This window comes from Litorimonas cladophorae, from assembly GCF_014652455.1.
In the GTDB taxonomy this organism is placed as follows: domain Bacteria; phylum Pseudomonadota; class Alphaproteobacteria; order Caulobacterales; family Maricaulaceae; genus Litorimonas; species Litorimonas cladophorae.
Map to the genome: position 1 here is coordinate 466,874 of NZ_BMYV01000002.1, position 24,075 is coordinate 490,948.

The 24,075-nt window shown below is 50.1% G+C and carries 28 protein-coding genes; 15 read left to right on the forward strand and 13 right to left on the reverse strand.

Going from position 1 to position 24,075, the window contains the following annotated elements; translation table 11 throughout:
- Positions 1–10: 10 nt before the first annotated feature.
- The 4 genes from pstB (at position 11) to IE073_RS10020 (ending at position 3,583) form a co-directional block, all read left to right on the forward strand.
- Complete coding sequence (gene pstB / locus IE073_RS10005) at positions 11–802, forward strand: phosphate ABC transporter ATP-binding protein PstB (protein ID WP_233349994.1); 792 nt, start codon at positions 11–13, stop codon at positions 800–802.
- Positions 803–806: 4 nt separating this feature from the next.
- Positions 807–1,532 (forward strand): phosphate signaling complex protein PhoU, encoded by a 726-nt coding sequence (gene phoU, locus IE073_RS10010; RefSeq protein ID WP_189585108.1) that lies wholly within the window; start codon positions 807–809, stop codon positions 1,530–1,532.
- A gap of 325 nt (positions 1,533–1,857) precedes the next feature.
- Entirely contained in the window at positions 1,858–2,769 is a 912-nt protein-coding gene (locus IE073_RS10015) for a diacylglycerol/lipid kinase family protein (RefSeq protein WP_189585111.1), read from the forward strand.
- Position 2,770: 1 nt separating this feature from the next.
- Complete coding sequence (locus tag IE073_RS10020; protein ID WP_189585114.1) at positions 2,771–3,583, forward strand: metallophosphoesterase family protein; 813 nt, start codon at positions 2,771–2,773, stop codon at positions 3,581–3,583.
- On the opposite strand, the gene cls is transcribed toward IE073_RS10020, so the two are convergent.
- Positions 3,578–5,035 carry a cardiolipin synthase gene (gene cls, locus IE073_RS10025; protein WP_189585117.1) on the reverse strand — a complete coding sequence of 486 codons (1,458 nt, stop codon included), beginning with the start codon at positions 5,033–5,035 and terminating at the stop codon, positions 3,578–3,580. The genes IE073_RS10020 and cls overlap by 6 nt on opposite strands.
- A 67-nt stretch (positions 5,036–5,102) precedes the next feature.
- Between cls and IE073_RS10030 the strand changes: the two genes are divergently transcribed.
- Positions 5,103–5,834 (forward strand): endonuclease/exonuclease/phosphatase family protein, encoded by a 732-nt coding sequence (locus IE073_RS10030; protein ID WP_189585120.1) that lies wholly within the window; start codon positions 5,103–5,105, stop codon positions 5,832–5,834.
- A gap of 38 nt (positions 5,835–5,872) precedes the next feature.
- Here the strand turns inward: IE073_RS10030 and IE073_RS10035 are convergent, their stop codons facing one another.
- The 8 genes from IE073_RS10035 to IE073_RS10070 all read right to left on the reverse strand — a co-directional run bounded on the left by IE073_RS10035 (position 5,873) and on the right by IE073_RS10070 (position 9,796).
- Entirely contained in the window at positions 5,873–6,277 is a 405-nt protein-coding gene (locus IE073_RS10035) for a hypothetical protein (RefSeq protein WP_189585123.1), read from the reverse strand.
- Complete coding sequence (locus IE073_RS10040; RefSeq protein WP_189585125.1) at positions 6,277–6,747, reverse strand: hypothetical protein; 471 nt, start codon at positions 6,745–6,747, stop codon at positions 6,277–6,279. Before IE073_RS10040 ends, IE073_RS10035 begins: the two co-directional genes overlap by 1 nt.
- 214 nt (positions 6,748–6,961) lie before the next feature.
- Positions 6,962–7,105 carry a hypothetical protein gene (locus IE073_RS10045; protein WP_189585128.1) on the reverse strand — a complete coding sequence of 48 codons (144 nt, stop codon included), beginning with the start codon at positions 7,103–7,105 and terminating at the stop codon, positions 6,962–6,964.
- A 2-nt stretch (positions 7,106–7,107) separates the two neighbouring features.
- Positions 7,108–7,542, reverse strand: a complete 435-nt coding sequence (locus tag IE073_RS10050; protein ID WP_189585130.1) for a hypothetical protein — start codon at positions 7,540–7,542, stop codon at positions 7,108–7,110.
- Positions 7,543–7,548: 6 nt separating this feature from the next.
- Positions 7,549–7,842 carry an ElaB/YgaM/YqjD family protein gene (locus IE073_RS10055; protein ID WP_189585133.1) on the reverse strand — a complete coding sequence of 98 codons (294 nt, stop codon included), beginning with the start codon at positions 7,840–7,842 and terminating at the stop codon, positions 7,549–7,551.
- Positions 7,843–7,959: 117 nt separating this feature from the next.
- Entirely contained in the window at positions 7,960–8,931 is a 972-nt protein-coding gene (locus IE073_RS10060; protein WP_189585136.1) for a sensor histidine kinase, read from the reverse strand.
- 27 nt (positions 8,932–8,958) lie between these two features.
- Positions 8,959–9,585, reverse strand: coding sequence for a sigma-70 family RNA polymerase sigma factor (locus IE073_RS10065; RefSeq protein WP_189585139.1), 627 nt, complete (start codon positions 9,583–9,585; stop codon positions 8,959–8,961).
- Positions 9,586–9,613: 28 nt separating this feature from the next.
- The gene (locus tag IE073_RS10070; protein ID WP_189585142.1) at positions 9,614–9,796 is read right to left on the reverse strand and encodes a NepR family anti-sigma factor; all 183 of its coding nucleotides are present in this window, start codon (positions 9,794–9,796) and stop codon (positions 9,614–9,616) included.
- Between the two features lie 157 nt (positions 9,797–9,953).
- Here IE073_RS10070 and IE073_RS10075 point away from each other — a divergent pair, with 157 nt between their 5' ends.
- The gene (locus tag IE073_RS10075; protein ID WP_189585145.1) at positions 9,954–10,727 is read left to right on the forward strand and encodes a response regulator; all 774 of its coding nucleotides are present in this window, start codon (positions 9,954–9,956) and stop codon (positions 10,725–10,727) included.
- On the opposite strand, the gene IE073_RS10080 is transcribed toward IE073_RS10075, so the two are convergent.
- Positions 10,696–11,439 (reverse strand): Crp/Fnr family transcriptional regulator, encoded by a 744-nt coding sequence (locus IE073_RS10080; protein ID WP_189585148.1) that lies wholly within the window; start codon positions 11,437–11,439, stop codon positions 10,696–10,698. The genes IE073_RS10075 and IE073_RS10080 overlap by 32 nt on opposite strands.
- Positions 11,440–11,573: 134 nt before the next feature.
- On the opposite strand from IE073_RS10080, the gene IE073_RS10085 reads away from it, so the two are divergent.
- Together IE073_RS10085 and IE073_RS10090 are read left to right on the forward strand one after the other, a co-directional pair.
- Positions 11,574–11,789: a hypervirulence associated TUDOR domain-containing protein gene (locus IE073_RS10085; RefSeq protein WP_189585151.1), complete on the forward strand. Its 216-nt coding sequence runs from the start codon at positions 11,574–11,576 to the stop codon at positions 11,787–11,789.
- A gap of 228 nt (positions 11,790–12,017) precedes the next feature.
- Positions 12,018–13,124 carry a sensor histidine kinase gene (locus IE073_RS10090; RefSeq protein ID WP_189585154.1) on the forward strand — a complete coding sequence of 369 codons (1,107 nt, stop codon included), beginning with the start codon at positions 12,018–12,020 and terminating at the stop codon, positions 13,122–13,124.
- Between the two features lie 137 nt (positions 13,125–13,261).
- On the opposite strand, the gene IE073_RS10095 is transcribed toward IE073_RS10090, so the two are convergent.
- Positions 13,262–13,633 carry a response regulator gene (locus IE073_RS10095; RefSeq protein ID WP_189585157.1) on the reverse strand — a complete coding sequence of 124 codons (372 nt, stop codon included), beginning with the start codon at positions 13,631–13,633 and terminating at the stop codon, positions 13,262–13,264.
- A 219-nt stretch (positions 13,634–13,852) separates the two neighbouring features.
- Between IE073_RS10095 and IE073_RS10100 the strand changes: the two genes are divergently transcribed.
- The 3 genes from IE073_RS10100 to IE073_RS10110 all read left to right on the forward strand — a co-directional run bounded on the left by IE073_RS10100 (position 13,853) and on the right by IE073_RS10110 (position 15,674).
- The gene (locus IE073_RS10100; protein WP_189585161.1) at positions 13,853–14,023 is read left to right on the forward strand and encodes a PLD nuclease N-terminal domain-containing protein; all 171 of its coding nucleotides are present in this window, start codon (positions 13,853–13,855) and stop codon (positions 14,021–14,023) included.
- 49 nt (positions 14,024–14,072) lie between these two features.
- Positions 14,073–14,519, forward strand: coding sequence for a hypothetical protein (locus IE073_RS10105; RefSeq protein WP_233349995.1), 447 nt, complete (start codon positions 14,073–14,075; stop codon positions 14,517–14,519).
- A 180-nt stretch (positions 14,520–14,699) separates the two neighbouring features.
- Positions 14,700–15,674 (forward strand): sensor histidine kinase, encoded by a 975-nt coding sequence (locus IE073_RS10110; RefSeq protein WP_189585164.1) that lies wholly within the window; start codon positions 14,700–14,702, stop codon positions 15,672–15,674.
- Between the two features lie 72 nt (positions 15,675–15,746).
- Here IE073_RS10110 and IE073_RS10115 read toward each other — a convergent pair whose 3' ends face one another.
- On the reverse strand, positions 15,747–16,751 hold the full coding sequence (locus IE073_RS10115) for a DNA topoisomerase IB (RefSeq protein WP_189585166.1): 1,005 nt from the start codon (positions 16,749–16,751) through the stop codon (positions 15,747–15,749).
- Between the two features lie 32 nt (positions 16,752–16,783).
- Complete coding sequence (locus IE073_RS10120) at positions 16,784–17,227, reverse strand: PA2169 family four-helix-bundle protein (protein ID WP_189585170.1); 444 nt, start codon at positions 17,225–17,227, stop codon at positions 16,784–16,786.
- Positions 17,228–17,443: 216 nt separating this feature from the next.
- On the opposite strand from IE073_RS10120, the gene IE073_RS10125 reads away from it, so the two are divergent.
- The 4 genes from IE073_RS10125 (at position 17,444) to IE073_RS10140 (ending at position 24,066) form a co-directional block, all read left to right on the forward strand.
- The gene (locus IE073_RS10125; protein ID WP_189585173.1) at positions 17,444–18,463 is read left to right on the forward strand and encodes a mechanosensitive ion channel family protein; all 1,020 of its coding nucleotides are present in this window, start codon (positions 17,444–17,446) and stop codon (positions 18,461–18,463) included.
- A 236-nt stretch (positions 18,464–18,699) separates the two neighbouring features.
- The gene (locus tag IE073_RS10130) at positions 18,700–19,341 is read left to right on the forward strand and encodes a hypothetical protein (protein WP_189585177.1); all 642 of its coding nucleotides are present in this window, start codon (positions 18,700–18,702) and stop codon (positions 19,339–19,341) included.
- Positions 19,298–20,785, forward strand: coding sequence for a Y-family DNA polymerase (locus tag IE073_RS10135; protein WP_189585180.1), 1,488 nt, complete (start codon positions 19,298–19,300; stop codon positions 20,783–20,785). Before IE073_RS10130 ends, IE073_RS10135 begins: the two co-directional genes overlap by 44 nt.
- On the forward strand, positions 20,782–24,066 hold the full coding sequence (locus IE073_RS10140; protein ID WP_189586269.1) for an error-prone DNA polymerase: 3,285 nt from the start codon (positions 20,782–20,784) through the stop codon (positions 24,064–24,066). Before IE073_RS10135 ends, IE073_RS10140 begins: the two co-directional genes overlap by 4 nt.
- The last annotated feature ends 9 nt before the right edge of the window (positions 24,067–24,075 follow it).

A 24,075-nucleotide genomic window follows, 5' to 3' on the forward strand; every position in this document is an offset into this window, starting at 1 on the left:
GGAAAAGAACATGACAGAAGAAAAAACTGCGCAGACAGATGCTTCCACGCCCATCATGACCGCCAGCGGAGTTGATGTGTTTTATGGAAAGAAACAGGCGATCAAAAACGTCAGCCTCGATATTCCTGAGAACCAAATTACGGCGCTCATTGGTCCATCTGGCTGTGGGAAATCTACTTTTCTTCGATGTTTCAATCGAATGAATGATACCATCGATTCCTGCCGTGTTACGGGCGATATTCAATTCGCCGGTCAGGACATATACAGTTCGAAAGTCGATGTCGTCGCCCTCCGCTCGCGGATTGGTATGGTCTTTCAGAAAGCGAACCCCTTTCCAAAATCGATCTTCGATAACGTCGCCTATGGGCCACGTATCCATGGGTTGGCAGAAACTAAAGACCATCTCGAAGACATCGTCATAACATCCCTGCGACGCGCGGGTCTCTATGACGAGGTTTCCGATAGACTGAATGAACCAGGAACGAGTTTGTCTGGGGGGCAGCAGCAACGACTCTGTATTGCGCGAGCCATTGCAGTTGATCCACAAATTATATTGATGGATGAGCCGTGTTCCGCCCTTGATCCGATCGCGACAGCCATCATCGAAAATCTGATGGATTCGATGAAAGAGAAATATACAATCGTGATTGTGACACATTCCATGCAGCAGGCCGCGCGCGTCTCGCAACAAACAGCATTCTTCCATCTTGGCGAGTTGGTGGAGAGTGGTGCCACTGAGTCAATTTTCACGAACCCCGCCCAAGAACGTACTCAAAATTATATCTCCGGCCGAATTGGATAAACACATGAGTGATGATCACATCGTTACCTCCTTCGATGAGGACATGTCCCGTTTGGAGGCTTTGTTCCTTGAGATGGGCGAGATGGTTGCGGAGCAACTAAAAGCCGCGACGCGTGCCTTGCGTAAAGAAGATCGTGTCCTCGCAAAGCAAGTCGTGAAGGGGGATAGGCAGCTCAATAAAATGGAGGCGGAGCTTAACGACCTCGCTATCAAAATCCTCGCTTTGCGTCAGCCCTTTGCCGGTGATCTTCGCAAAGTTGTAATCACCTTGAAAAGTGCCGGGCACTTGGAGCGGATTGGTGATTTGACGCGGAATATGGCGCAGCGCACCAACACGATTACAAAAGCAGAGGCGGACACAGGGCCGATTGACACTTTAATTCGCATGAGTGAAATCGTGCAAGATATGATCGGTTCTATCATGCGGGCCTACAGGACAGGAGATACTGAACTCGCAACATTAGTCCGTGCTTTGGACCAAAGTGTAGATACATCCCACAACGCGCTCTTTAGAGAAATGTTGACCTATATGATGGAAGACCTGCGCAATATTTCTGGATGCATGCATGTCATGTTTATGGCAAAAAACATTGAACGCATGGGCGACAATGTCGCCGATATCGCCAAAGAGCTGATCTATATGAACACAGGCGACTGGCCAGAGGGCAAGCGTGTGAAAAGCGACAAAACAAGTAAAATGATCTTAGATCCCGATAATGTAGAGACGTAATATTCTCCACGCCTTCGAAACTTTAGTTTTCAACTGAAATTGCATACAAAGCCAACTTAGGTTTTGGTAATTTGTGTCCAACTCGTTGGGTGCGACGGCCGAATTGAACCGGGTGAGGAGGCTTGATTTCTTACGTCGCCGACTGCCAGACGTTGATCGAACGACTGGAAGCCGCAAGTTTTTAGCTATTTGGCGGCTCAATTGGCATCTTTTCTCCCATGAGTGAAACTAAAGTGCTGTCAAAGAGTATTCTACGTACGCCGCATTATTTTTGATGTGCGAACCATTAAGTTTTTAAGTAAACTAGAATGCCGAAAGCGATAAAATGAGCACCGACCCAAAACGCCTTATCGCCCCTCTTCAGTTTAGAAAACCTGCGCTCATCATCAACATGGGGTCTGGGTCAACAACAGATATTTCTGTACCCGCCGCGGCACTTTTTGAAACAAAAGGCTACACTAAGCCCGCAATCCATAAAGTTGGACCAGAAGACCTGATGAGGTGCCTAGCGGATGTGGCACAAGATGGGACCGATCTGCTTGTTATCTATGGTGGAGATGGAACTTGCAGAGCTGGCGCGATTGCCGCCCAAGAGGCTAATATTCCCCTTGTGGCTTTGCCGGGTGGGACAATGAATCTACTTCCAAAAGCCCTATATGGGACAACGGACTGGGCCGTCGCGCTTGAGCTGGCCTTAGATCAAAAAACAACCCGTTGGCAGGCGGCGGGCCGCGTGAACGACAGGGCTTTCTTTTGCGGTGCTATCTTGGGTGACCCCATTGTTATGTCGGAAGCGCGGGAAACCGTACGTGAAGATGGCGTCATTGAAGGCGTGAAACATATAACCGAAGTCATGACTGCGGTGACCCATGGGGACAGTTTTGAATATTGCGTAAACGGAACAGTGTTCGACAGAACAGCGAATGTGCTTCAAGTGTCTTGTCCATACATGGCCAAAGGCGCGACCGACCCCACACGCTTTGAGCTGGCGTCCGCGCCGCAATTGACGCTGCGGGAATTGCTGGGAATTGGTGCCTTCGCGCTGGTGAGTGACTGGCGCGAAAGTCCAGACGTGTTGATCACTCACACCGCCAACGTTGAAATATCAGGTCAGGGCGAGTTCGATATTTTGCTCGATGGCGAAACGGATACGGTTTCCTGTCCCATTCTCTTTGCCCTTGATTCGCAAGGCGTTGAGGTTTTGGCGCCAAACCTTCACGACACCCCAAGTACATAAGATGACCTCTATCATTCAATTTGCCGATGTTCATTTTGGCCTGGAGGATCAGTCCGCAATGGCCGCGCTGGCCGCAACAGTCGAAACGCTAAAGCCCGACGTTACGGTCATTTGTGGAGATATTACGCAGAACGGTAAAGTAAGCGAGTTTGAAGCGGCGAGAGATTGGATTCGAAGTTTATCCGGACCGAAAATCATTACGCCGGGAAATCATGATACCCCCATGTTCGGTTTGTTTCAGAGGTTCTTTGACCCCTTTGGGCGATTTAACCGTATCATTGCACCCCTAAGTGAACCGTATTTCGCGGATCAGTATGTGTCGATTACAACACTGAATACAGCGCGCGGCTGGCAGAAAAAGGCGGATTGGTCTGTCGGCGTTGTCGATCTGGAAGACTTGGACACAGCCGTTCAACAATTGATGTCCACTTCGCCAGCAACCGTCAAAATGATTGCGGTACATCATCCACTTATATATCCCCCCGTCTCCCCCCTGCAGAAAGAAACCCAACGGGGACAGGAAGCCCTTGCAAGTCTAAGCGCGCAAAATATTGATGCGGTTCTGAGCGGTCACGTACATGTGCCTTTCGTTTTGGAGCGTCAGCCAAATCTGACAGAAGTCATGTCTATTGGCGCTGGAACCTTATCGACACGGCGGCGCGAGAAACCCGCCAGTTTCAATCACATTGTTGTCGATGATGAGCGGATAATTGTCACAGAGGTGTTCTGGAAAGACGGTCAGTTCTCGACCTCTGAGCCATGGGCAAAAGACGTATCTGAATTGAAGTCCCGTAAGTTTCCGAATTCCCTATAGAAGCGGCGCTGCCAGACGCAGGCAGTTTTCCTTCAAACGTTTGATTTGTGATCTCTCATTCCATCTATCTTCGTCTAGCACCTCTGAGTAAGCGATGTATCTGTCTATGGTTGCATCTAATCGCTCTGCAAAAGGAGCGTCGTAAACGGCCAAAGTCACCTCGAGATTTAGGTAAAAGCTGCGCATGTCCATGTTCACTGTTCCGATAAAGGAAACATTCTTATCAATTAAGATCGCTTTGGTATGAAGCATTCCACTTTGGTACCGGTAAATCAAAATGCCAGCATTCAGCAATGTTTCATATACGGCTTCACTCGCATGACGGGCCATAATGGAATCGATCCGCTGCGGAATGATGAGTGTGATTTTGATACCTCGGCGCGCCGCATTTGTTAGAGCCAGAACGATCGTCTCGTCAGGTACGAAATAGGGCGTTACGATTGAGATGGATTGGCGCGCGCCAAACAGGGCCGCAACAATAACCTCATAAATTAAGCTTGTTCGCATCTCAGGACCCGATGGAATAAGTTGCAAGACGGTATCCTTGCCTGAGGCTTGAGATTGAGAAACTTCTGGAAATTGTTGCAGCGTCGATTTTGTATAATCGCCTCCACTGGTGTCAAAAATATAGTCTGTATTGAAGACGACCGACATAGAGGAGACGATCTGGCCCTCTACGCGGGCCATAATATCCACCCATTGTCCAACATCTGCGCCTTGTTTGAATTCAATGGGGTCAACGAGGTTGAAGCTTCCAATATAGCCGACACTTTGGTCAATGATGACCAGTTTTCGGTGGTTACGAAGGTCTGTGCGCTTAGAAAAAGATTTGAAAACCCCTACTGCGAGGGAGCGCTCTACTTTGACGCCTGCTGCGACGAGACGGTGTCGCCATTTGCTTTTCAGAAAACCTCGGCTCCCAATATCATCGGCTAATATACGGCAATCCACACCTCTCTTCGCGGCGTTCTCCAGCGCCACCAAAACATTTTCGACGCGCCCTTCTGCTTCGATAATATAAAATTCCAAAAAGCAGTGATCCTGCGCCAAATTTATGTCTTCAATTATGGCCGCAATCGTATGTCCCGCTTCATCAAAAAGCCGTACCTTATTGCCCATTGAGGCGTGGAAGCCAGTTTCAAGGGTAACGACCTGCGAGAGGTCCTTGAAAAACGTATCGGCAGGCATGTTTTTGCTTCTGACCTTAAGCTCTGGAACTTCGTAAGACTTTTGATAATATTCGCGAATTCTTGCGCCTAATTTTAGCCGCTTCCGTCCAAGACGATGATCGCAGAATAGAAGGTATAGCACTAATCCGGCTACGGGGAGGGCGGCAACAACCATCAGCCAAGCTAGCGTCGAGTTAACAGCCATGCGGCGATAAAGAATGCGAGTGCCAAGCGCAAAAACCAGAAAAATATGAATGAGTAGGGCGGAGGGTATTTCAGTCATATTTTCTCCCTATATCCATCGCAAAGATGTATCGGAACAAATCCGTTCCTTCCGCCGTAGAAACACTATGCAACTCAGATGTCTAACTTATAATATTCAGGCTGCGATAGGTACCCGCGCTTATAAAGAATATCTGACCCAAGGATGGCGGCAGTTATTCCATTCAGTTCATAAGAACAGCACGCTTGAATCCATAGCCGAACTGATCTCCGATTATGATGTGGTTTGTATCCAGGAGGTTGATCTCGGTGGACGCAGGTCAAACTTTAAGTGCCAGGTCGATGTATTATTAGAGCTGTCGTCACACATTGAGGCCTCCTCGCAGCAGAATAGGGTCGTTGGTAACGTCTCTCGTCATGGTAACGCAATCTTCTCAAAGTACCCTATGTCTGACGTTCAAGATCTCAAACTTCCCGGTAAGCGCCAAGGACGAGGCGCCATACTCGCGAGGATTGAGGCCCCGAAACCGTTTCACGTAATGAACGTACATATGAGTCTGGGGGTGGCGGACCAGATGTTGCAAGTAGATTATTTGATTGAGAACGCGCCCTTGGACACGCCACTTATTATTAATGGGGATTTCAATTGCGGATCTATGTCAGCCCCATTGGAGCGTTTGTCGCAAGCGCTGGATATGAAAGTGCTAACCACCCCCCATGATCGCTCCTATCCCAGTTGGAAGCCTAGAAAAGATTATGATCACATTTTAATGTCGCCCCATTTTTTTAGCAGAGACGCCGGTGTCGTCGATGCAATATATTCTGATCATCGCCCTGTAGAAGCGATCTTGAAACTTTAAGGTTTGCTCACTTACCCTCTGAGCATTGCTTGATGACACTAAAAGGACGTGGAAATCTCAGCTTTCAGGTCTGACTCCAAAGGCTCCATATAAATGCCTGGAAGTTCCCAAGCTTCGCGAAATTCGTAATCGTTACGATCGGTATCCGATTTAATGAGCCCTAGATTGAGATCTAGGTTGGGTAAAATTGAATACTCCAAGTTTGGTTGATCATCGTCGCGAATTGAGCCGTCAGTTTCGGGTGCCGCGAAAATCGCGGTCTCGTCGCCTGAAAGATTGGGTTGCACTTGAAACGCCTCCAATAGGGCGTCAGGCGTCTCTGACGTCGTGTCATCGACGATCGTCTGGTCTTGCGCATCTACGGTGCCGAAGGTCGACATTGCGATGAGAACGACGCTGAGTATCGCGACATATCGTATTGGCTTTGGGGTTGATGAGGTCATTACGCCTTAGCCTCATCTTTAATCACAATTTTCAGAATTGCTGTCCGGCCGTTTAAGTAGAGGTTGTCAGCGTTCTTCAATTTCACTGGTTCCGCCACTGTCGACTTAACTTGAAGCGCTTCCAGCGTCTGAGATAGTTCATGGGTTCGCGCTGCAGTCATTTCTAAATCTTGAGCGTTAGCTTTCGCAGAGGAAATTGGCTGAATGATATATTCGACATCGTTGCAGGTTTCCGCAGCTTCAAGGCTTAAACGCACAAGCTCGGCCGAGTGACTCTCGAGATAATTCTCGTGGAAAAAGATGCCGAGATTAGCTGATTTGCAATTGTCCAACTGGTTTAAATTTGGCTCTACATAGGCTTCGTCAAAGCTGGCGGTGGCATAGTCGCCAAATTCAAAGCCGCTCTGTGAGAAAATTGGGGCCAAGATGCAAGGGACGGCGCATATTGATGATAAGAGCAACTTAAGCATTTTCTTTTTCCTCTATTAACTAAAAGAACTACGCTTAGCGACGCGTGAAGGTTCCCAAACAGTTACTATTCGGACACAAAAAAAAGCCCAATTCTGAATAACTTAGAGCAGAGCTCAGTTGTTCAGAATTAGGCGTTCGGTTTCGAGAAATTTTACGAAACGGTCTTTTTGTATCAGTTTGGGAGTTGGCGCAGGGAGGGTTTTAATATTCTGGTTACAGCCCGAAAATCGCTAAGGCCGCAAGCATCGCTAGGACCGCGGCGCCAATGGATACAGCCAGCACAGTTGTCATGCCCGTGACCCGTTTTCCGCCCTTGGCGTCAACTTCATCAATACGTGTTTTCTCATTATTTGTCATGGCTAGTCCTCAAAAAATTCTTTGGAAATCAATGCGCCAATCGTTACCGCCGCGGCTGCTGCTGTGATTGGATTTTCTCCGATCTGCGATAGCAACGTTTGTATTGTCGGGTGGGATTTAATGGCTTCGGGTAAAAACTTTCCAATGGGATCAGTGGAAGCGGATGTGCTTGCACTCAAGTTTTTCCTTTTCCGGTTTGGCGAGTTTATAATGTAAACGAACAATGATGCCGAAGCCAGCAAGGCCCCGCCTACCGCAGCAAAAGCAACAACAGCATTATACGTGGTTGCGATCAAAATAATCACCGCTGTTAGTATCATCAATACAGCCAAACACATCGTGAAATAGGCCGCAAGAAGCCGCGCAAAGTGATTGGCTGACTTCTTGCTGGGAGCATTCAGAATGAAAGGTAAGGCATAGGATACCAGCTTAAACATCTGCTGTTATCGACGCGTAATTGCACCGAGCACAATGCCGGCACCAATCGCGATTGCGATAGATGTAAACGGATTTTCTTTGATAGATGTTTCCGCTTGGCTGCTGATTTCAGAATAACGTTCTTTCGCCGCCTCAGCCTGTTTGGCTGTCATCTGCTTGGCGGTGGCCGATTTCGCAGCAACAGTTGCTTTGGCTTGTGTCTTTATTGTCTCGGACAGCATCGCGATGTCAGCACGAAGCGTTTCAATTTGGGATGGAATGTCTTGAGTTGTTGCAACAACGGTTTTTTTGGTCGCCATGTTTAGTCTCCTTGGTGGATTATCGCATCCAAAAGTGATGCTTTTCTCCCTAAACAACGTCCCTTCCGGAGTTTGGTTCCATAATCCTCAAAAAAACTAAATTGATCCTAAAATGTGTTACCGCGCGTCTTGGGTTAAACTGCGTGTGTTCTTGGGCCGATCAAAACTTAAGGAAACACGGTAGCCTTCTGCAGTATTTTCTGCGCTAAACACGCCAGATAGCTGTCGCGCAAAGCCCTTCATCAATTTTTTTCCGGTCTTTTGCTTCGTGCCTTTTTCGACCCCAGGGCCGTCGTCGACGATGCTCAGTTTTACACGACCATTCACATTCTTGAGTTCAATTAGGATGTGAGCTTCTACCTGCAGCCCGTGTTTAATGGAGTTGGTCAAGGCTTCTACTATAAACAAGGCTGTTGGAATTGCGGTATCAGGCTCAAAGTAGAGTTTCTCTATGTCCATCTTTACTTGAACCTTATTGGGGTCGACACCGAGACCCGTTTTCAGTTCGCTCAATAATCTTGATAAGAAGACGCGCATGTTGATTACACCGAGATCGTGGCCTTCGTAGAGCCCACGATGCACCAGGGCGATGGCGTTGATCCGACCTCGCGTTTGACGGAGTAGTTCAAGACTGTAGGGGTCTTTGAGCTTTCGCTCCTGCATGTTTAGGAGTGAGGTGATGATCTGCAGATTATTTTTCACGCGATGATGGATCTCGCGCAGCATTGTTTCTTTCTCACGTAAATTGTCGACGAGACGCTCTTCTCTCTCGACGATGTTATCCGCCATCCTGTCGAAGGCAGCGCCTAGCTCGCTTATCCGGTCGGGCGCGTTTTCTAGGTCTCCAACACGTGCTTTCAAATTCCCACTTGCGAATTGATCAGACGCTTTCTTTATTTTTCTTAAAGGTAAGAAAACAAGCCTGTCTGTAGCAATCCAGATCGCCATATAGGCAAAGGCCCAAGCAAAGATCGACACGATAATATAACTTGGGCTTCCGTAGCTGAAGACCATGAAGAATGAAAATATCAGTATAGGCAGTAAAGCTATCGCAAGAACGGCCCCAAAGCGGGTACGTAAGTCTGACATAAGCCGCTCCCAGGCAGGGGTGAAAAGTTAAGAGTTTGCGAGCGTGTTGGCTTCGTTCAAAATCTCATCCATGGCGCTGACAGCACTCACATTATCGGCTTTCGTGTCAAAATCAGCGTTTTCCATTATGACTTCTAACGCCTTTCGAGCGCGGCTCACACGACTTTTGATGGTGCCGACCGCACAGCCGCATATCTCAGCGGCCTCTTCATATGAAAGTCCAGACGCACCAACCAAAACGAGTGCCTCGCGCTGGTCGTCTTTTAGGCTGTCTAGGCCGCGTCGAAGTTCGTTTAACTCTACCACCTTTTCTTGATCCGATTGCGCCACAATGGTTTGCTCCGCAACTTCTTGATCTAAGGAAGTCGCACGCCATGACCGCCTCTTAATTGAATAGAATTGATTGCGCAGGATCGTGAAGGTCCAAGCCTTCAAATTCGACCCGGGCTTAAACCGCTCTCTGGCTTTCCAAGCTTTTAGCATGGCATCTTGCGCCACATCATCTGCGAGCGTTGCGTTTCCGCAAAGCGAACGCGAAAAAGCGCGCAAATGTGGAATAAGCGCAGTCAGCTCGGCCCTAAATAATTCTTCGTCCAAGGGTTCCCAAGGCGTTGTGTCATTCGGGTCATATGGCGTCGTACCAGATACGGTCATGTTATGACTTTCTTGAAGCATTGGCGCCTCACTTGTTTGGAGTGTCGACTTTGGAGAGAAGCGCGAGGAAGTCATCTGGGACGGCTTCATTTACGACATCGTCGTAAATTCTCTTCAGATTACTACCGATCTTGTCCTTTAGGGGCTTATCGGTAAAATGGTCTCCAGACTTTTTGAGGTCATCAGCATCGTTTGGCGGTTCTTTTGTCATAGAGTCTGGCCTTGGCGGTCTAAATTATAATTTTTGATCGGCATGGAACCCTTTAGGCTTCCAATGCGTATGGATAACATATTTATGAGTGCGGTCTAAATTCAAAACGCGGAAACAATCAGAAAGTTCCGCATAAAATTAGAAGATTGAGAAAAAGATGAGCTTGGTAGAAAAATACGCGCCACATATCCCTTATTTGCGCCGTTTCGCGCGTGCGCTGACTGGCAGTCAGTCTGAAGGGGATACATATGTGAGGGCCGCTTTGGAGGCTTTAGTCGCCGGTAGCGCGTCGTTAGACCAAAACCTGTCTCCGAAAGTAGGCCTTTTTCAGATGTTCCTTGGCATCTGGAACTCGACCGGTGGTACGCTGGATGACGGAAGCGCGCCGGAAGGCGATACGCCTGAGGCCAGAGTTCGGAAACTTACCCCAGCTTCCCGGCAGGCCTTTCTTCTCAACGCTGTTGAAGGCATCCCTGCGCAAGATATTGCTGTCATCATGCGAGTCGAGGAGGCGGCAGCGCAATCCCTGTTAGATGAAGCAGAAGCCGATATTGAGAAAGAATTGCGGACCAATGTCCTAATCATCGAAGACGAGCCTATCATTGCAGCTGATATCGAAGGCATCGTCGAAGATTTGGGTCATACTGTGGATGCGATAGCCGCGACTGAGACAGAAGCCGTAAAGGCCGCCAAAGCCAAGAAGCCTGGAATCGTTCTCGCAGATGTACAGTTGGCTGATGGAAGTTCAGGCATAGACGCGGTCGCAGATATTCTGAAGAAATACGACGTGCCAGTGATTTTTATTACAGCCTTCCCAGAGCGTCTTCTTACAGGCGAAAGGCCCGAACCGGCTTATCTCATCAGCAAGCCGTTCCGTCCTGAAAATGTGAAAGCCGCCATCAGTCAGGCGTTGTTCTTCCATAAGGCTTAAATTTCAACTTCTCCAAATGCAGATATCGGCTGTCAAAATCACATAATTCTGACAGCTTCTTTCTGTTCATAATTTCAATGCCTGCGCGGGTGGTTCGGACAAGGCCATCCGCTTTCAATCGTGATAGAGTACGAGATACGTGAACGATGGAAAGTCCCAGCGCGTCAGCGAATAATGCCTGCGGGACGGGCAAAGCGAGATGGTCACTCAGTTCACCTGTGACGGCCGCGACGCGTCTATTGAGCTCTAAGATAAGGTGACCGACGCGTTCTCGGGCTGTTCGGCGACCTACTCTAACGATTTGCTCGCGTAATATTGCTTCTTCTTGAATTGCCGCCCACCAAAATGAAGTCGCCAGTTGCGGATCATTCGAGATGGTTTTCATGAAATCATCAGCCCGGATACGGCGCAAAGTAACGTCGCTGGCAGCAGAGACGCTGTGATCCGAGCGCGCGCGCCCAATGGCCATGAGATCAAAGCAATCACCCGGCAGCATAAAGTTCAGAATTTGACGTCGACCATCATCCATCATGCGAAAGCGGATGGCCCATCCGGAGACCACAACGAAAACGAAGTCGACATGTTCACCCTCAACCACGATCTCTTGACCTGGCGACCGTGTTTCAATTTTGTGAGTTAAGCGCTTAATGCTCTCAAAGGCATGAGAGTCGACTTCCGAGTAATACCCGATGCGTTTGACGAGTGAGTCCATTCGAAGTTATCTCTGTCTGTTTCAGGTCTGGATTGTCGTGTAGCCTCAAATTCGTAGGCAATCCTAGTGGAAACGGGAACCAATTTTTTGCTTAGGCATTTTTTATATAGAGCAACAAAAGTGAAAGAGGCAAAATGTCGAGTTATTCAGAAGGAACTGAAGTCAAATGGAGCTGGGGTAACGGCACGGGGACGGGCAAAATAGAAACAGTTTATACCGAGAAAGTTACAAGCAAAATCAAGGGGAACGAAGTTACCCGAGAGGCCAGTGAGAGCGAGCCTGCTTATTACATCAAGCAAGATGACGGGGATGCAGTCCTAAAATCACACTCCGAGGTCGACAAGGCGTAGATAACGCTCTCAACTCTCCGCGACACCCCCGGGAGGTCAATGGTCCAATCAAAGCCCTGTATGCACCGATTGGATCACGAACTCGTTTTCGAGACTATCCTGTTTTTTGCGAACAGGTATTGCTCACAACTCCCCGCGGTTAATACGCCTTTAAACCTAGGGGCAAAACATGTACCACCTTTCGCATGCAGGGAAGGTCTTCACGGTTTTGCCGTTTAAGGACAGCATATGTTTGACTCGGATCGGCTTGCCGCGCTTAAGGCGACGTACTTACTTGACTCTGGTTCAGAAGAGCGTTTCGACAGGCTCACACGCTTGGCGTCTCGTGCGCTCGGAACTGAAATCGCCATTATTTCACTCATTGATTCTGACCGACAGTGGTTCAAGTCCAAAGTCGGCCTAGAGTTAGATGAGACTGAACGCGAGGTGTCGTTTTGCGACCATGCGATTCTCAATAACGATGTGATGGTTGTTCCTGATGCTCGAAAGGACCCGAGATTTGTGCAGAACCCGCTTGTGACAGGTGGCCCTGCGATACGGTTTTATGCGGGCGCTCCTTTAATCACTACAGATGGATTTGCGCTCGGAACACTATGTGTGATCGACAGTTCTCCGAGGTTTGATTTTTCACCTGATGATAAGCAAATCCTCGAAGACTTAGCTGCCAGCGTTATGACCGAAATCGAAATGGTCGAGAAATCTCAAATGGTGAGTGATTTGACCGTCGTAAATGAAGAATTACGCCACCGTATGGGGAACATGTATGCGCATGTTTCAGCCTTGATTTCGATGGTTGGAAAAAGTGAGGTCGACAAAGATAAATTTGTGCGGCGCCTCCGTGAAAAAATCACGACGCTCGGCCAAACGCAATCCCTTTTGGCCGCGCATAAATGGGCCAGTATCCCAATGTCAGAGTTGGTTGAAACTACCTTGGCGCCATTTCTTACCTCCAGCAACAGACATCGCGTGAAAATCGATTTCACTGACAATTTCCATGTTTCCCCCAGAGGCGCGTTCATTTTGACCCTGATGCTGAGTGAGCTGGGTACAAATGCCGTCAAACACGGCGTCTTAGGCCCCCGTGACGGTGAGCTAACATTGGGTTGGAAAACAGGTGAAGTAATAACGTTAAACTGGGCGGAAAAGCTCAAATCGGATCTTCCAAATCCATCCTCAACAGAAAAAGTTGACCCGGGCTTTGGGAGCCAAATTCTGAAGCGGATCGTACCCATGGATTTATTAGGAGAGGCCGACTACGCGCTTTCGCCTAAAGGGCTGATATATCAGGTTAGCGCCAGGCCAGATCGGCTATGTGTTTCTCAGAGTGTCAATTAGCACAAGTTAATGCAGTCGGTTTCCCGGGAAGATATGTGCGGCGACCATCTTTCACAGATGGCCTTGGCGGATGAGGGATTATGGCCTTCCCTGCTACCTTCGCTGCCAAGGTTCAGATTGCTTAATTTGACTGTATCCTAAGCCGGATTCATAAGGGATTCGACCATAGCGACGAGCTTATGTGGCATAAATGGTTTGGGTATCACGGGTCTTGCTGGAATATCGTGGCCAATGACGACCTTCTCTACCTGCCCTGATAAAAACACATAAGGGATTTCGTTCTTATTCAAGACCTGCGCCAATGGAATACTTGTTTCCTTGCCTAAGTTGTAATCCAACATGGCAAAATCTGGGCGCATACCGCGTAGAGCGCTGAGGCCTGCGTCGACGTCAGCAAACGGACCAATAACTTCAAAGCCTCTCTCAAGGAAAATGTCCTCAAGATCCATGGCGATGAAGGGATCGTCTTCTACGATGAAAATCGTTTTCTGTGTTCTTGCCTCGGTCATACTAAAGAATACGCAGATCTTTGTTAAAAGTTCCTAGCCTCACTGCCATATATTCTGGACATGTAATTTTTATGCTGCGCCAATGTAGTGCAATCCATGAGACTGTCAAACGTGTCGCAAGTTTTAACCAAAGTCAAAGTTTTTGGGAACCATTTCGCATTAACCGACGTTCATCTTCTATACGACGGCGATAATGCCGCAATCTAAATTGGAGATAAAATGTTCGAGGGCTTACTTGGATTAATTCACTTGGTGCTCGCGATCTGGGCAATTTTGAGCATCATCGGCTCATCCGCATCTACCGGCAAAAAGGTTCTGTGGACCCTATTCGTTCTAGTCTTCCCACTCATCGGCCTGATCGTTTGGTTCTTTATTGGACCAAAGTCCTAAACCACAACGTTCAAACTTCGGCGAATTCACTCACACACAGGAGACACACATGTCTAACTCTAACAAACCTCTCAATTCAAACGATCCTTACAACCGCAACGGATCGCGTCACACCCGCAATGAAACTGGCGGTAAAGGCAAAGTCGCCGTCATTGCAGTATCAGCTTTAGTCGTGGCTGGCATTGCTGCAGCCGCTTTATATTTGGTAGACGTTGATCAAACTCAGGAAGCTCGCTTGCCAGATGTCGATGTTAAAGTCGCTGAGGGCCAGCTGCCAAAGTTTGATGTAGACGTCGCGACGGTAGAAATGGGCACCAAAGACGTCGAAGTTGAAGTGCCGACAGTTGGCGTCGAGACCGAGACTAAAACAATTGAAATTGAAGTCCCCGTGGATGTCGATGTCGATGCAGGAACGACTACGGAAACGATTAAAGTGCCAACACTGGATGTCACCCGACCAAAAGAAGACGACCCAGCTAACAATCCAAACCGCTAGGCTCGAGCAGACTTAATGATGAAAAGCCGCCACGTCTTGGCGGCTTTTTTGTGCTTGAGCCACAAGGGTCCTTCGGACTAGAACCTTTGAAAACAAAACTAGGCGGCCGATCTGACTGTCCGGGGCTGAGTGATTAGTGCAATCGTTGCCGAATGCGGCATTATGTGAGTTAGGGCTGTGATGCATAGTTTCGCTGGAGGCATTAGCGATATGCGGTTTATCGATGCCGTAGAAGCTTGGACCCTGCCCGTCATGGTTTTGAATACTGAACTAGAGTTCAGTTTTGCAAATCAGGCGTATCTTGAGTCAACGCGCAAGACGTGGGCAGAGCTAGAGGGCAGACATGTCTTTGACGTATTCCCTGAACACCCAGAACGTGTGCAGCAAGTACACCACCAGTTTCGGGAAACTATAAACGGCAGCGTTACTCGATTGGATGCTCAGCCCTTTCACATCATGGGGCCTGATGGTATCGAAAATCTTCATTACTGGCAAGCCACCCAGGAACCTATCAGAGATGCGTCGGGTCGCGTGACACATATTGTTCAATATGTGGAAGATGTGAGTTCACGTGTTCAAGCGGAAACACAGCGCGATTTGATCGCTCAGGAGCTTAACCACCGCGTAAAAAACGTGTTGAGCGTCATTCAGTCGATCGCTCGTTTAAGTAGCCGAGGGCAGACGTCAGTAGAAGATTTCACAAACGAGTTTGTATCGCGCGTGGGTGCCATGAGTCGAGCACATGAAAGACTATATAAAAACGATTTTTTGGGAATGTCGCTGAAAGATCTATTGAATGACGAATTAAGTGCCATGTCCGTTCAAGGTGAAGACAAGTTCTCCTTAGATGGCCCTCGTGTAGAGTTGTCGGCTGAGACGGCAAAAGACCTGTCCATGGTTGTGCATGAGCTCTCGACTAACGCCGCAAAATATGGATGTTTTTCCGTAGAGACTGGGAGTCTGGACATTATCTGGACGACAACTGACACGCAAACAGAAATTGTCTGGATGGAAACTGGCGTCGGCGAAGTCGGGCCTATGAAAGCCACCGGGTTTGGCTCTAAGTTGCTTAGAGTGGTGCGCGGTATTGACTGTGTGCGGCGTCCGCATTCAGACGGGATTGAAGTTCGGATCACGCTTAATCATTCGGCCTAAGGTTTTGAGATTCATCGCAAGTCGCGTGCTGAACAGAGTAACGAGAGTGTTATCCCTCCCACATTTCCCAGATTAAAACTGGGTTGATATCAGGTTTAAGCACCGTCTCTCATAGGCTTTCAACCCAGGCATTCTTTGCGTGGTTTGTCTCAGCTCACAAAATGTATCCTCCAGTTCTTGCGACTCTAATTCCGCGAGCTTTATGACCGCAGGATGGATGTAGCTTGATCTGCAAATTGAGGGTGTATTGTGAAGACGTTTAGCCGCGGCCTCGGACATAAGTTTGAGCGTCACTCTGCCATCGGGTTTTTCCGCTGCGGTGAAGGCCGCAACAGTCCCATGCCATGTTCTAAATGTCTTCGCGGTGAAATTCTCTCCCAGATATTCATTTACCTGACTGGAATCGATTCGGCTGACATCGCCATTGGCATTGACGTATTGGAAAATGTCTCGACCTGGCAGATCATCAATACTTTCCAAAACACGGTTCAGCGTTCGATCTTTAATAACTTTTCTAACGCGCTTCCCGCCTTTTGCGCGGAAGTCTAATTTAACCGATGTCTCGCTCAATTTTATATGTTTCTGCCGAAGCGTCGTTGCTCCGTAGGAATTATTACTATCCGTATATGCCGCGTTTCCAATCCGTAATGCCGCCGCATCGATCAGGCGGACCAAAGCGGCCGTAACGAAGCGGCTGTCGACATCCGATCGCCGCAAGTCGCGGGAGACGCGTCGGCGGAGCTTGGGAAGGTGTGCACCAAATGCAGGCAAAGCGTTGTATTTCTGTTTCGCCCGGAAGGTGCTCCAATCTTCGTGATATCTGTATTGTTTGCGACCGGCCACATCTCGCCCTGTCATTTGCAGATGCCCCCGCGCGTCGCGACATATCCAGATGTCTTCATAAGCGGGTGGAATGGCTAAACCATTTAAGCGTGCAAGCTGTTTAGTGTCGGAGACTTGATTGCCTTTAGGGTCAAAGAACTTTCGAGTTTTTCCGCGGGTGGTGGAACTAAACCCTGGTTCAGAGTCTGAGCTATACCTCAACGATCTGGGCAGGCAGTCGATCTGGGTGGTCATTCTCTAGCTCTATACCGTGCAAGGATGTTTGATTACTTGAAGTTCTGCCCGATCATATCCGCGAAGCGTTCACCCTTCTTGGCGGCTAAATGAGCTTTCGTTAGAAGCTCAGCGGTCGAATCATCCACAATATAATCTTTAAGTTTATCCTCTATTTTCTCCGCTAAAAATTCCTCACCATCATCTAGAGCGGAAATCGCCGCAACTTCGTCATCCCGAAACAAGGATGAAAAGCGAGTGAAACCGCGGTGAACGGCGCCAGATAAAGAGCCCGTTTCTGCAGGGTCACCGCCGAGTTCACGCACATGGTTCTGAAATTCAGAAATGATCTCGTTCCGCTCTTCGCGACGGCGCGCAAATTCACTTTGTAGCTTATAATTATCCTCGCAGACCTCAGCGCACGCTTGGTAACCTTGGGAGCTATCAATTAGTGCTTTGGTGACGGAGTTTAATATTCTGATAGTTACGTCATTCATTGTTTCGCCGTTCTTTGAAAATCACGGGTATCCGCGCCACGAATGTTAAACACGCAAGTCCATAAGTTGTTCCAAAATATCTGCGAAGCCATGGTCTTTCCTATGTCGAATAAATTGCGGCAGCTGCCTCACGCCAAGGAATGGGACGTCTTCCCAATTTTCAGGGAACTCTTTCTGCCGCCTTGCGTAAAGCTCCAGAGGTTAAGGAGAATTTTGATGGCCCAAGACAACACTGACATTGCAGCTGACAAAACGGGGGAAGTCGATTTAAATCCTTCACTCGCTTTGGAAAAAATTGATTCATGGCTGGATGGCTTTGTCGCGATACTTCCAAATCTGGTTGTTTCGATAATTGTCTTTTTCGTATTTTTGATTATCGCGATCATTCTCAAGAAAGTTGTTTTGAAAACAGCGACCTCTAAAGGGCGCTCCAACTTGGGCGAAATTATGGGAGGCTTTTTAAAAGCCGCTGTTATCTTATTTGGGTTACTGATTGCAGCAACTATTGTTGTTCCGACTTTAAACCCGGGTGATCTCGTGGCGGGTCTGGGTGTGAGCTCCGTCGCAATTGGGTTTGCTTTTAAAGATATCTTGCAGAACTGGCTGGCCGGCTTGCTTATTCTCATTCGACAGCCCTTTGAAATTGGGGATCAAGTTGAAGTCAGTGGGTATGAGGGAACGATTGCGCATATTGAGACGCGCGCGACTATCATCAATACTTATGACGGACAGCGGGCTGTGATTCCGAACAGTGATATTTATACCAATGCGGTTCTGGTGAAGACAGGCAATGAAATGCGTCGGTCACAATATGATATCGGTATTGGGTATGCAGATGACATTGATACGGCATGCGAAATTATTCGAGCCGAGCTTGTCAAAATTGAAGGTGTTGAGGCTGACCCTGCACCAGAAGTCTTCCCGTGGGATCTCGCCGCCAGCTGGGTAACGCTGCGCGCACGTTGGTGGACCAATAGTAAGCGGGGTAATGTCGTTCAACAGCGTGCTGCCGTTATTCGTGCGGTCAAAAACGCCTTAGATGAAGCGGCGATCGACATGCCATATGATACAAAAGTTCACTTGTTCCATGATCAGACAGAGGAAACTGACGGTGACCGCGCTGGACAGCGAGAAGGCTGGCCTGCTCCGAAAGGTAGCGATGCGCCCAAGCCACGCTATCAAGTCATGGGCCAAGGTGGAACCTCTGATCCAAAGGTGGCAGAGGCAAAAGAATAGGATCGACCACCTAAAACCTATCTTTTATTTACAACGCCTTTGTCGTGCCTTTGCATGTCAAAGGCGTTGTTTTATTTTGAACGGACGGCCGGGTACTCCGAAGTGGGCGTAGGGCGGTCTAGGCTTGCCCATTTCCAGAATTTTTTGCGGGTCGAAAAAACCATCCACATTTAGTTTTAGGACTAAATTCCTTTTCGCTTGACTCCTTGTTTTGAATAAGAACAAAATAAGAACATATGTCGGTCGTTGAAATCATCAATCGCCGTGATGTTGGGACGCTTGCGTCTTTTACATTGCAGGCGCGGGAAGAGCTTTGCCTCTCAGAACCCGTGCGCTTGGCCAAAGGCCGCGTGCATGAGGCGATGGGCGATAGCGCCGATATGTTTGCTGTGCTGACGGCGTCGCGTTTATCAGGGCCCATTATTTGGATTGGGCTTGCGCGCGAAATTGGGTCGTTGGCCCCCACGGCTTTGCAAGATTTCATCAACCCTGCGCGCATCATTCTGACAGAAGGTGTCAGCCGCAGCGAAGTCCTTTGGGCGGCGGAACAAGCTTTGCGAGCAACATGTGCGCAATGCGTTGTGATCGAACTCTCCAGCGGCCCGAACCTACGCGAGTCACGTCGCCTCCAAATCGCAGCAGAAGAGGGCGGCGGTATTGGTATCATTCTCATTCACGGGCGCGCGCATACATCAGCCTGTGAAACACGTTGGCAGTGTGAAGCCTCCAATGCGGGAGAAAATGCGTGGGTCTGGTCGCTGACCAAGAACCGTAAGGGCGAGCTTGGGGCGTGGCGGGTTCACTGGGCAAATTCCGAGACAAGCGGAGGCGCATATGAGGCGGGTGTTATCCATCTGGCTGCCGCAACTGCCGCTTGATCTTCGGTATCGCAAAGACGACCCGCGCGTGGCGGAGTGTTTTGCAATTATCTCCGAGATTAAAAACGCGTGGCGTCTGACCCACCTGAGTGAGGGCGCGATGACGGCCGGGCTGTCGGCTGGCCTGTCTTTGCCAGATGCGCGCGCGATCTGCCCTGACCTGATGACGGAGCCTTCTGATCCTGTACGCGAAGCCGCTTTGCTGCGTGCGCTTTGGCGCTGGGCGGATAGTCTGTCGCCGTGGATTGCGCTGGACGCGCCTGATGGCTTGTTCCTGGACATCACAGGCTGCGCGCATTTGTTTGGCGGTGAGCAGGCTATGGCGGCTCATACGCGCGAACGGCTGACGGATATGCAGATCACCTCGCGGATTGGTATTGCCGATACGAAAGGTGCGGCTTGGGCTTTGGCGCGCTTTGGTCAAAGTGACATCAAAATTGCAGGCGCTGGTAAGACGGTCGCCGCCCTCGCGCCTCTGCCCTTGGAAGCTTTGCGTCTGCCGCAAAAGTTAAGTTCAGATATGCGGCGCACAGGTCTCAAACGCGTGGGGCAGCTGATGGAGATTAAACGAGCTGAGCTCGCGCGGCGCTTTGGGCTTTCACTGACGCAGTCCTTGTCATCTTGCCTTGGGCATTCGCCTGACCCAGTCTCGCCCAAAGCTGCCGACCCCATTTACGCGGCGCGTATGACATTGCCTGACCCCATCGGATTACAGGCGGATTTATTGGGTGTGTTAGAGCGTCTGAGCATATCGGTCTGCAAACGGCTGGCAGGGGACGCCAAAGGGGCGCGGCGTTATTATTTGACGGTGCGCTGTGTCGATACAGGCGATCATGTGCTGCATATTGGATTCGCGCGACCTACCCATGAACAGCGAGCCGTCTTGCAGCAATTTGCTAAGCCGCTGGATGAATTAAAGATAGAATTCGGCGCAGATTGGTTTCGCTTGGAAGCCGCGCATGTAGAGCCCATTCAGCCGTTTCAGATCAGCCTGGATCAGCACAAACAAGCCGAAGACGATACCTCCAAGATTATCTCAACGCTGGGCAACCGTCTTGGTTTTGACCGCGTTCGCCAATTCATGCCGATGCAAAGTCATTTGCCTGAACGTGAGTTCATCCATGTGGAAGCCATGGACCGCCGCGAGCCTGTGTCATGGACGGCTGCCCCGCGCAAACGACCCGTGCGCTTGTTTAAACGTCCCGAACGATTGGTAACATTGGAAGCGGGCCGTCCGCCGAAACGGTTCCAGTGGCGACAATCGGTTTATGCGACGCAAGAGGCCAAAGGCCCCGAACGCCTGACCGCCGAGTGGTGGCACTCTGACTTTGGATCGGTCCGCGACTATTGGCAGGTACAGACGGAAGACGGCCCGCGCCTGTGGCTGATGACCTATCCTGGGACGACGGAACCGGATTGGTTTATTGCGGGTCGATTTGCGTGAGTTATGCCGAGCTGAATTGCCTCTCGAATTTCACCTTTCTCAAAGGCGCTTCTCACGCCGAGGAGTTGGTTGTGCGCGCCGTTGAGCTGGGTCTGTCGGCGATTGCGATTGCGGATACGAATTCTTTCGCGGGCATCGTGCGCGGACATGCCGGTGCGAAGGAATTAGGCCTGACTTACCTCGTGGCGGTGCGGCTTATCTTGCAAGATGGAGCCGAGATCGTGGCCTATCCCAAAACGCGTAAAGGCTATGGAAACCTATGCCGACTGTTGACGCTTGGAAAACGTCGCGCGGTCAAAGGGCAATGTGTTCTGACCCTTGAAGATGTGGTGGAGTGGGGTGGCGAGTGCGTCTTTGTTCTGATTGAGAAACCCGAACATGCTGTCGTGCTAAAAGCGGCCTTTGGCGCGGATGTCTTTCTGGCGTTGAAACCGGCTTATGACGGGGATGATGATGCGCGGTTTGCGAAGCGTAAACAGCTCTCTGAAACTCTGGACGTGCCCCTTGTCAGCGTCGGCCATGTCATCATGCACACAGGGCGTCGGCGGCGTCTCGCGGATGTGCTCTCCTGTATCCGTGAGAAGGTGAAGATTGATCAGCTAGGCCGTCTCGCGCAGCCCAATGCGGAAGCGCGCCTAAAGTCTGAATTTGAAATGCGGCGCTTGTTTGCGGCCTATCCTGAGGCACTTGCGAACACGCAAGTCATTGTCGAGCGTTGCCCATTCTCCTTGGATGAATTGAAATATGAATATCCCGATGAAGTCACGAATGGTGAAGACGCCGATGCTCGTCTGCGCCGTTTGACGCAGACGGGTTTGAAATGGCGCTATCCCGACGGCCTCACCCCGCGTGTGCAAGCGATGGTGGCAAAGGAATTAAAGCTGATCGCTGAGCTAAATTACGCGCGATATTTTCTGACAGTTTACGACATCGTTGCTTTTGCGCGCTCACAAGACATTCTCTGCCAAGGGCGCGGCAGTGCTGCCAATTCTGTGGTCTGTTACGCACTCGGTATTACTGAAGCGTCGCCTGAAACGATCTCAATGGTGTTCGAGCGATTTATCTCTGAGGTACGCGGAGAGCCGCCCGACATTGATGTCGATTTCGAACATGAGCGCCGCGAAGAAGTTATTCAGCATATCTACCAGAAATATGGCCGCCACCGCGCGGGAATATGTTCGACCGTGATTCACTTTCGTAGCCGCGCTGCCATCCGCGAAGTTGGTAAGGCGATGGGCCTATCCGAGGACGCTGTCGCTGCATTGTCCTCCCAAGTCTGGGGCACAAATAGCCGAGGCGTTGGCGATGACCGTGTCGCCTCCGCAGGTCTTGATGCGGCGGACCCCCGCTTGCGACAGACGATGGAACTCACACATGAAATCATCGGCTTTCCACGTCACCTCTCTCAACATGTTGGCGGGTTTGTCATTACGGCAGGCCGGCTGGATGAAATGTGCCCTGTCGAAAATGCAGCCATGGCAGACCGCACAATCATTGAATGGGATAAAGATGATATTGATAAGATAGGCATGTTGAAAATCGACGTCTTGGCGCTGGGGATGTTGACCTGTATTCGCAAGGCATTCCATTTGTTGGGAGATTGGAAGGGCGAGCATTACGCACTCGCGACGATCCCCCAAGAAGATCCCGAAGTCTATGACATGCTTTGCATCGCCGACACGCTTGGTGTCTTTCAGGTGGAGAGCCGTGCGCAGATGAACTTCCTGCCACGTATGCGCCCGCGTACATTTTATGATCTCGTGATTGAAGTCGCCGTCATTCGCCCGGGCCCAATTCAAGGCGACATGGTGCATCCTTATATCAAACGTCGGCGCGGCGAAGAGCCGGTTGTCTATCCGTCGGCGGCTTTAGAGCCTGTGCTTGGCAAGACATTGGGTATCCCCTTATTCCAAGAACAGGCCATGCAGATTGCATCTGTGGCGGCAGGGTTCACACCAAGTGAAGCCGACCAATTGCGCCGCGCTCTTGGGACGGCACGCGGACCTGGAACCATCCAAAAATTCAAAGATCGTTTTATCGTCGGCTGTGTCGAAAATGGCTATGACGAGGACTTCGCCTGTGCGGTCTTCCGTCAACTTGAAGGCTTCTCGGGTTATGGTTTTCCTGAGAGCCATGCGGCCAGTTTTGCGCTGTTGGTTTATGTGTCCAGCTGGCTGAAATGTCATCACCCCGATGTGTTCTGCTGTGCGTTGCTCAACTCCCAACCCATGGGATTTTATGCGCCCGCGCAGATCGTCCGTGATGCCCGCGAACATGGTGTTCCTGTGCGCCCCATTTGTGTCGAGCATAGTTATTGGGACAATGTGTTGGAGCCAGCGGGCAATGGACAACTCGCCGTGCGGCTTGGCTTTCGTCAGATAAAGGGGTTTCGCGAAGAAGATGGCGATTGGATTTCTGCGGCGCGCGGCAATGGCTATCGCTCGATTGATGCCGTCTGGCGCAAGGCTGGGTTGGATCGCGGGGCGCTGTCAAAGTTAGCGCAAGCCGACGCTTTTGCTGCCCACGGTATGAACCGTCGAGATGCACTCTGGGCCGTGAAAGGTCTGGGTGGAGAAAAGCCGTTACCGCTCTTTGCCAATTTAGGGGAAGGCCTACCCGAAGGTACTGCAAACCTGCCGCGCATGGACCTGCGCGAAGAAGTCTTTGAAGATTACATCGGTACACGCTTGACCTTGCGTGAACACCCCGTGACATTGCTGCAGCCCGATATTGGTCAAACGCTACCCGCTAAAGACCTACGCGAAACGGTCGATGGCAGGCGTGTCGAGGTCTGCGGTCTTGTCATTACGCGGCAACGCCCCGGCACGGCGAGTGGCGTTATTTTTCTGACATTAGAAGACGGGACAGGCGTCTCAAATATCGTGGTCTGGCCGAATATGTTCGAGAAAAAACGCAAAGCTGTGATGACGGGACGTTTGCTCAAAATACGCGGGAAGCTGCAACGCGAAGGGATCGTGACCCATGTGATCGCAAATCAAATCACGGATATGTCTTATCTGCTCGATACTTTGGGCGATGCGGAGAGTGCGGGTAAGCATATCAATCCTAGCCATGATAATGCCGATGAGGCCCGCCGCCCCGTTCCCGCAAAGGAAGCCAGACGCGCGGGCAAGACATCCCTTGGAAATAATCTTTCGCCAGCCAAGGATAAATCCATTCCGCCGAAACGGAATATCAGTGGGTATTACGCAGGCGGCGGCGGGGCGCGTCACCCCCGCCAACAGGCCAATAAATTATTTCCGAGTCGAGACTTCCATTAAACGGCATTG

Coding starts and splice junctions, on each gene's coding strand:
- pstB (WP_233349994.1), top strand. CDS start 11: ATGACAGAAGAAAAAACTGCGCAGACAGATGCTTCCACGCCCATCATG.
- phoU (WP_189585108.1), top strand. CDS start 807: ATGAGTGATGATCACATCGTTACCTCCTTCGATGAGGACATGTCCCGT.
- IE073_RS10015 (WP_189585111.1), top strand. CDS start 1,858: ATGAGCACCGACCCAAAACGCCTTATCGCCCCTCTTCAGTTTAGAAAA.
- IE073_RS10020 (WP_189585114.1), top strand. CDS start 2,771: ATGACCTCTATCATTCAATTTGCCGATGTTCATTTTGGCCTGGAGGAT.
- cls (WP_189585117.1), bottom strand. CDS start 5,035: ATGACTGAAATACCCTCCGCCCTACTCATTCATATTTTTCTGGTTTTT.
- IE073_RS10030 (WP_189585120.1), top strand. CDS start 5,103: ATGCAACTCAGATGTCTAACTTATAATATTCAGGCTGCGATAGGTACC.
- IE073_RS10035 (WP_189585123.1), bottom strand. CDS start 6,277: ATGACCTCATCAACCCCAAAGCCAATACGATATGTCGCGATACTCAGC.
- IE073_RS10040 (WP_189585125.1), bottom strand. CDS start 6,747: ATGCTTAAGTTGCTCTTATCATCAATATGCGCCGTCCCTTGCATCTTG.
- IE073_RS10045 (WP_189585128.1), bottom strand. CDS start 7,105: ATGACAAATAATGAGAAAACACGTATTGATGAAGTTGACGCCAAGGGC.
- IE073_RS10050 (WP_189585130.1), bottom strand. CDS start 7,542: ATGTTTAAGCTGGTATCCTATGCCTTACCTTTCATTCTGAATGCTCCC.
- IE073_RS10055 (WP_189585133.1), bottom strand. CDS start 7,842: ATGGCGACCAAAAAAACCGTTGTTGCAACAACTCAAGACATTCCATCC.
- IE073_RS10060 (WP_189585136.1), bottom strand. CDS start 8,931: ATGTCAGACTTACGTACCCGCTTTGGGGCCGTTCTTGCGATAGCTTTA.
- IE073_RS10065 (WP_189585139.1), bottom strand. CDS start 9,585: ATGACCGTATCTGGTACGACGCCATATGACCCGAATGACACAACGCCT.
- IE073_RS10070 (WP_189585142.1), bottom strand. CDS start 9,796: ATGACAAAAGAACCGCCAAACGATGCTGATGACCTCAAAAAGTCTGGA.
- IE073_RS10075 (WP_189585145.1), top strand. CDS start 9,954: ATGAGCTTGGTAGAAAAATACGCGCCACATATCCCTTATTTGCGCCGT.
- IE073_RS10080 (WP_189585148.1), bottom strand. CDS start 11,439: ATGGACTCACTCGTCAAACGCATCGGGTATTACTCGGAAGTCGACTCT.
- IE073_RS10085 (WP_189585151.1), top strand. CDS start 11,574: ATGTCGAGTTATTCAGAAGGAACTGAAGTCAAATGGAGCTGGGGTAAC.
- IE073_RS10090 (WP_189585154.1), top strand. CDS start 12,018: ATGTTTGACTCGGATCGGCTTGCCGCGCTTAAGGCGACGTACTTACTT.
- IE073_RS10095 (WP_189585157.1), bottom strand. CDS start 13,633: ATGACCGAGGCAAGAACACAGAAAACGATTTTCATCGTAGAAGACGAT.
- IE073_RS10100 (WP_189585161.1), top strand. CDS start 13,853: ATGTTCGAGGGCTTACTTGGATTAATTCACTTGGTGCTCGCGATCTGG.
- IE073_RS10105 (WP_233349995.1), top strand. CDS start 14,073: ATGTCTAACTCTAACAAACCTCTCAATTCAAACGATCCTTACAACCGC.
- IE073_RS10110 (WP_189585164.1), top strand. CDS start 14,700: ATGCATAGTTTCGCTGGAGGCATTAGCGATATGCGGTTTATCGATGCC.
- IE073_RS10115 (WP_189585166.1), bottom strand. CDS start 16,751: ATGACCACCCAGATCGACTGCCTGCCCAGATCGTTGAGGTATAGCTCA.
- IE073_RS10120 (WP_189585170.1), bottom strand. CDS start 17,227: ATGAATGACGTAACTATCAGAATATTAAACTCCGTCACCAAAGCACTA.
- IE073_RS10125 (WP_189585173.1), top strand. CDS start 17,444: ATGGCCCAAGACAACACTGACATTGCAGCTGACAAAACGGGGGAAGTC.
- IE073_RS10130 (WP_189585177.1), top strand. CDS start 18,700: ATGTCGGTCGTTGAAATCATCAATCGCCGTGATGTTGGGACGCTTGCG.
- IE073_RS10135 (WP_189585180.1), top strand. CDS start 19,298: ATGAGGCGGGTGTTATCCATCTGGCTGCCGCAACTGCCGCTTGATCTT.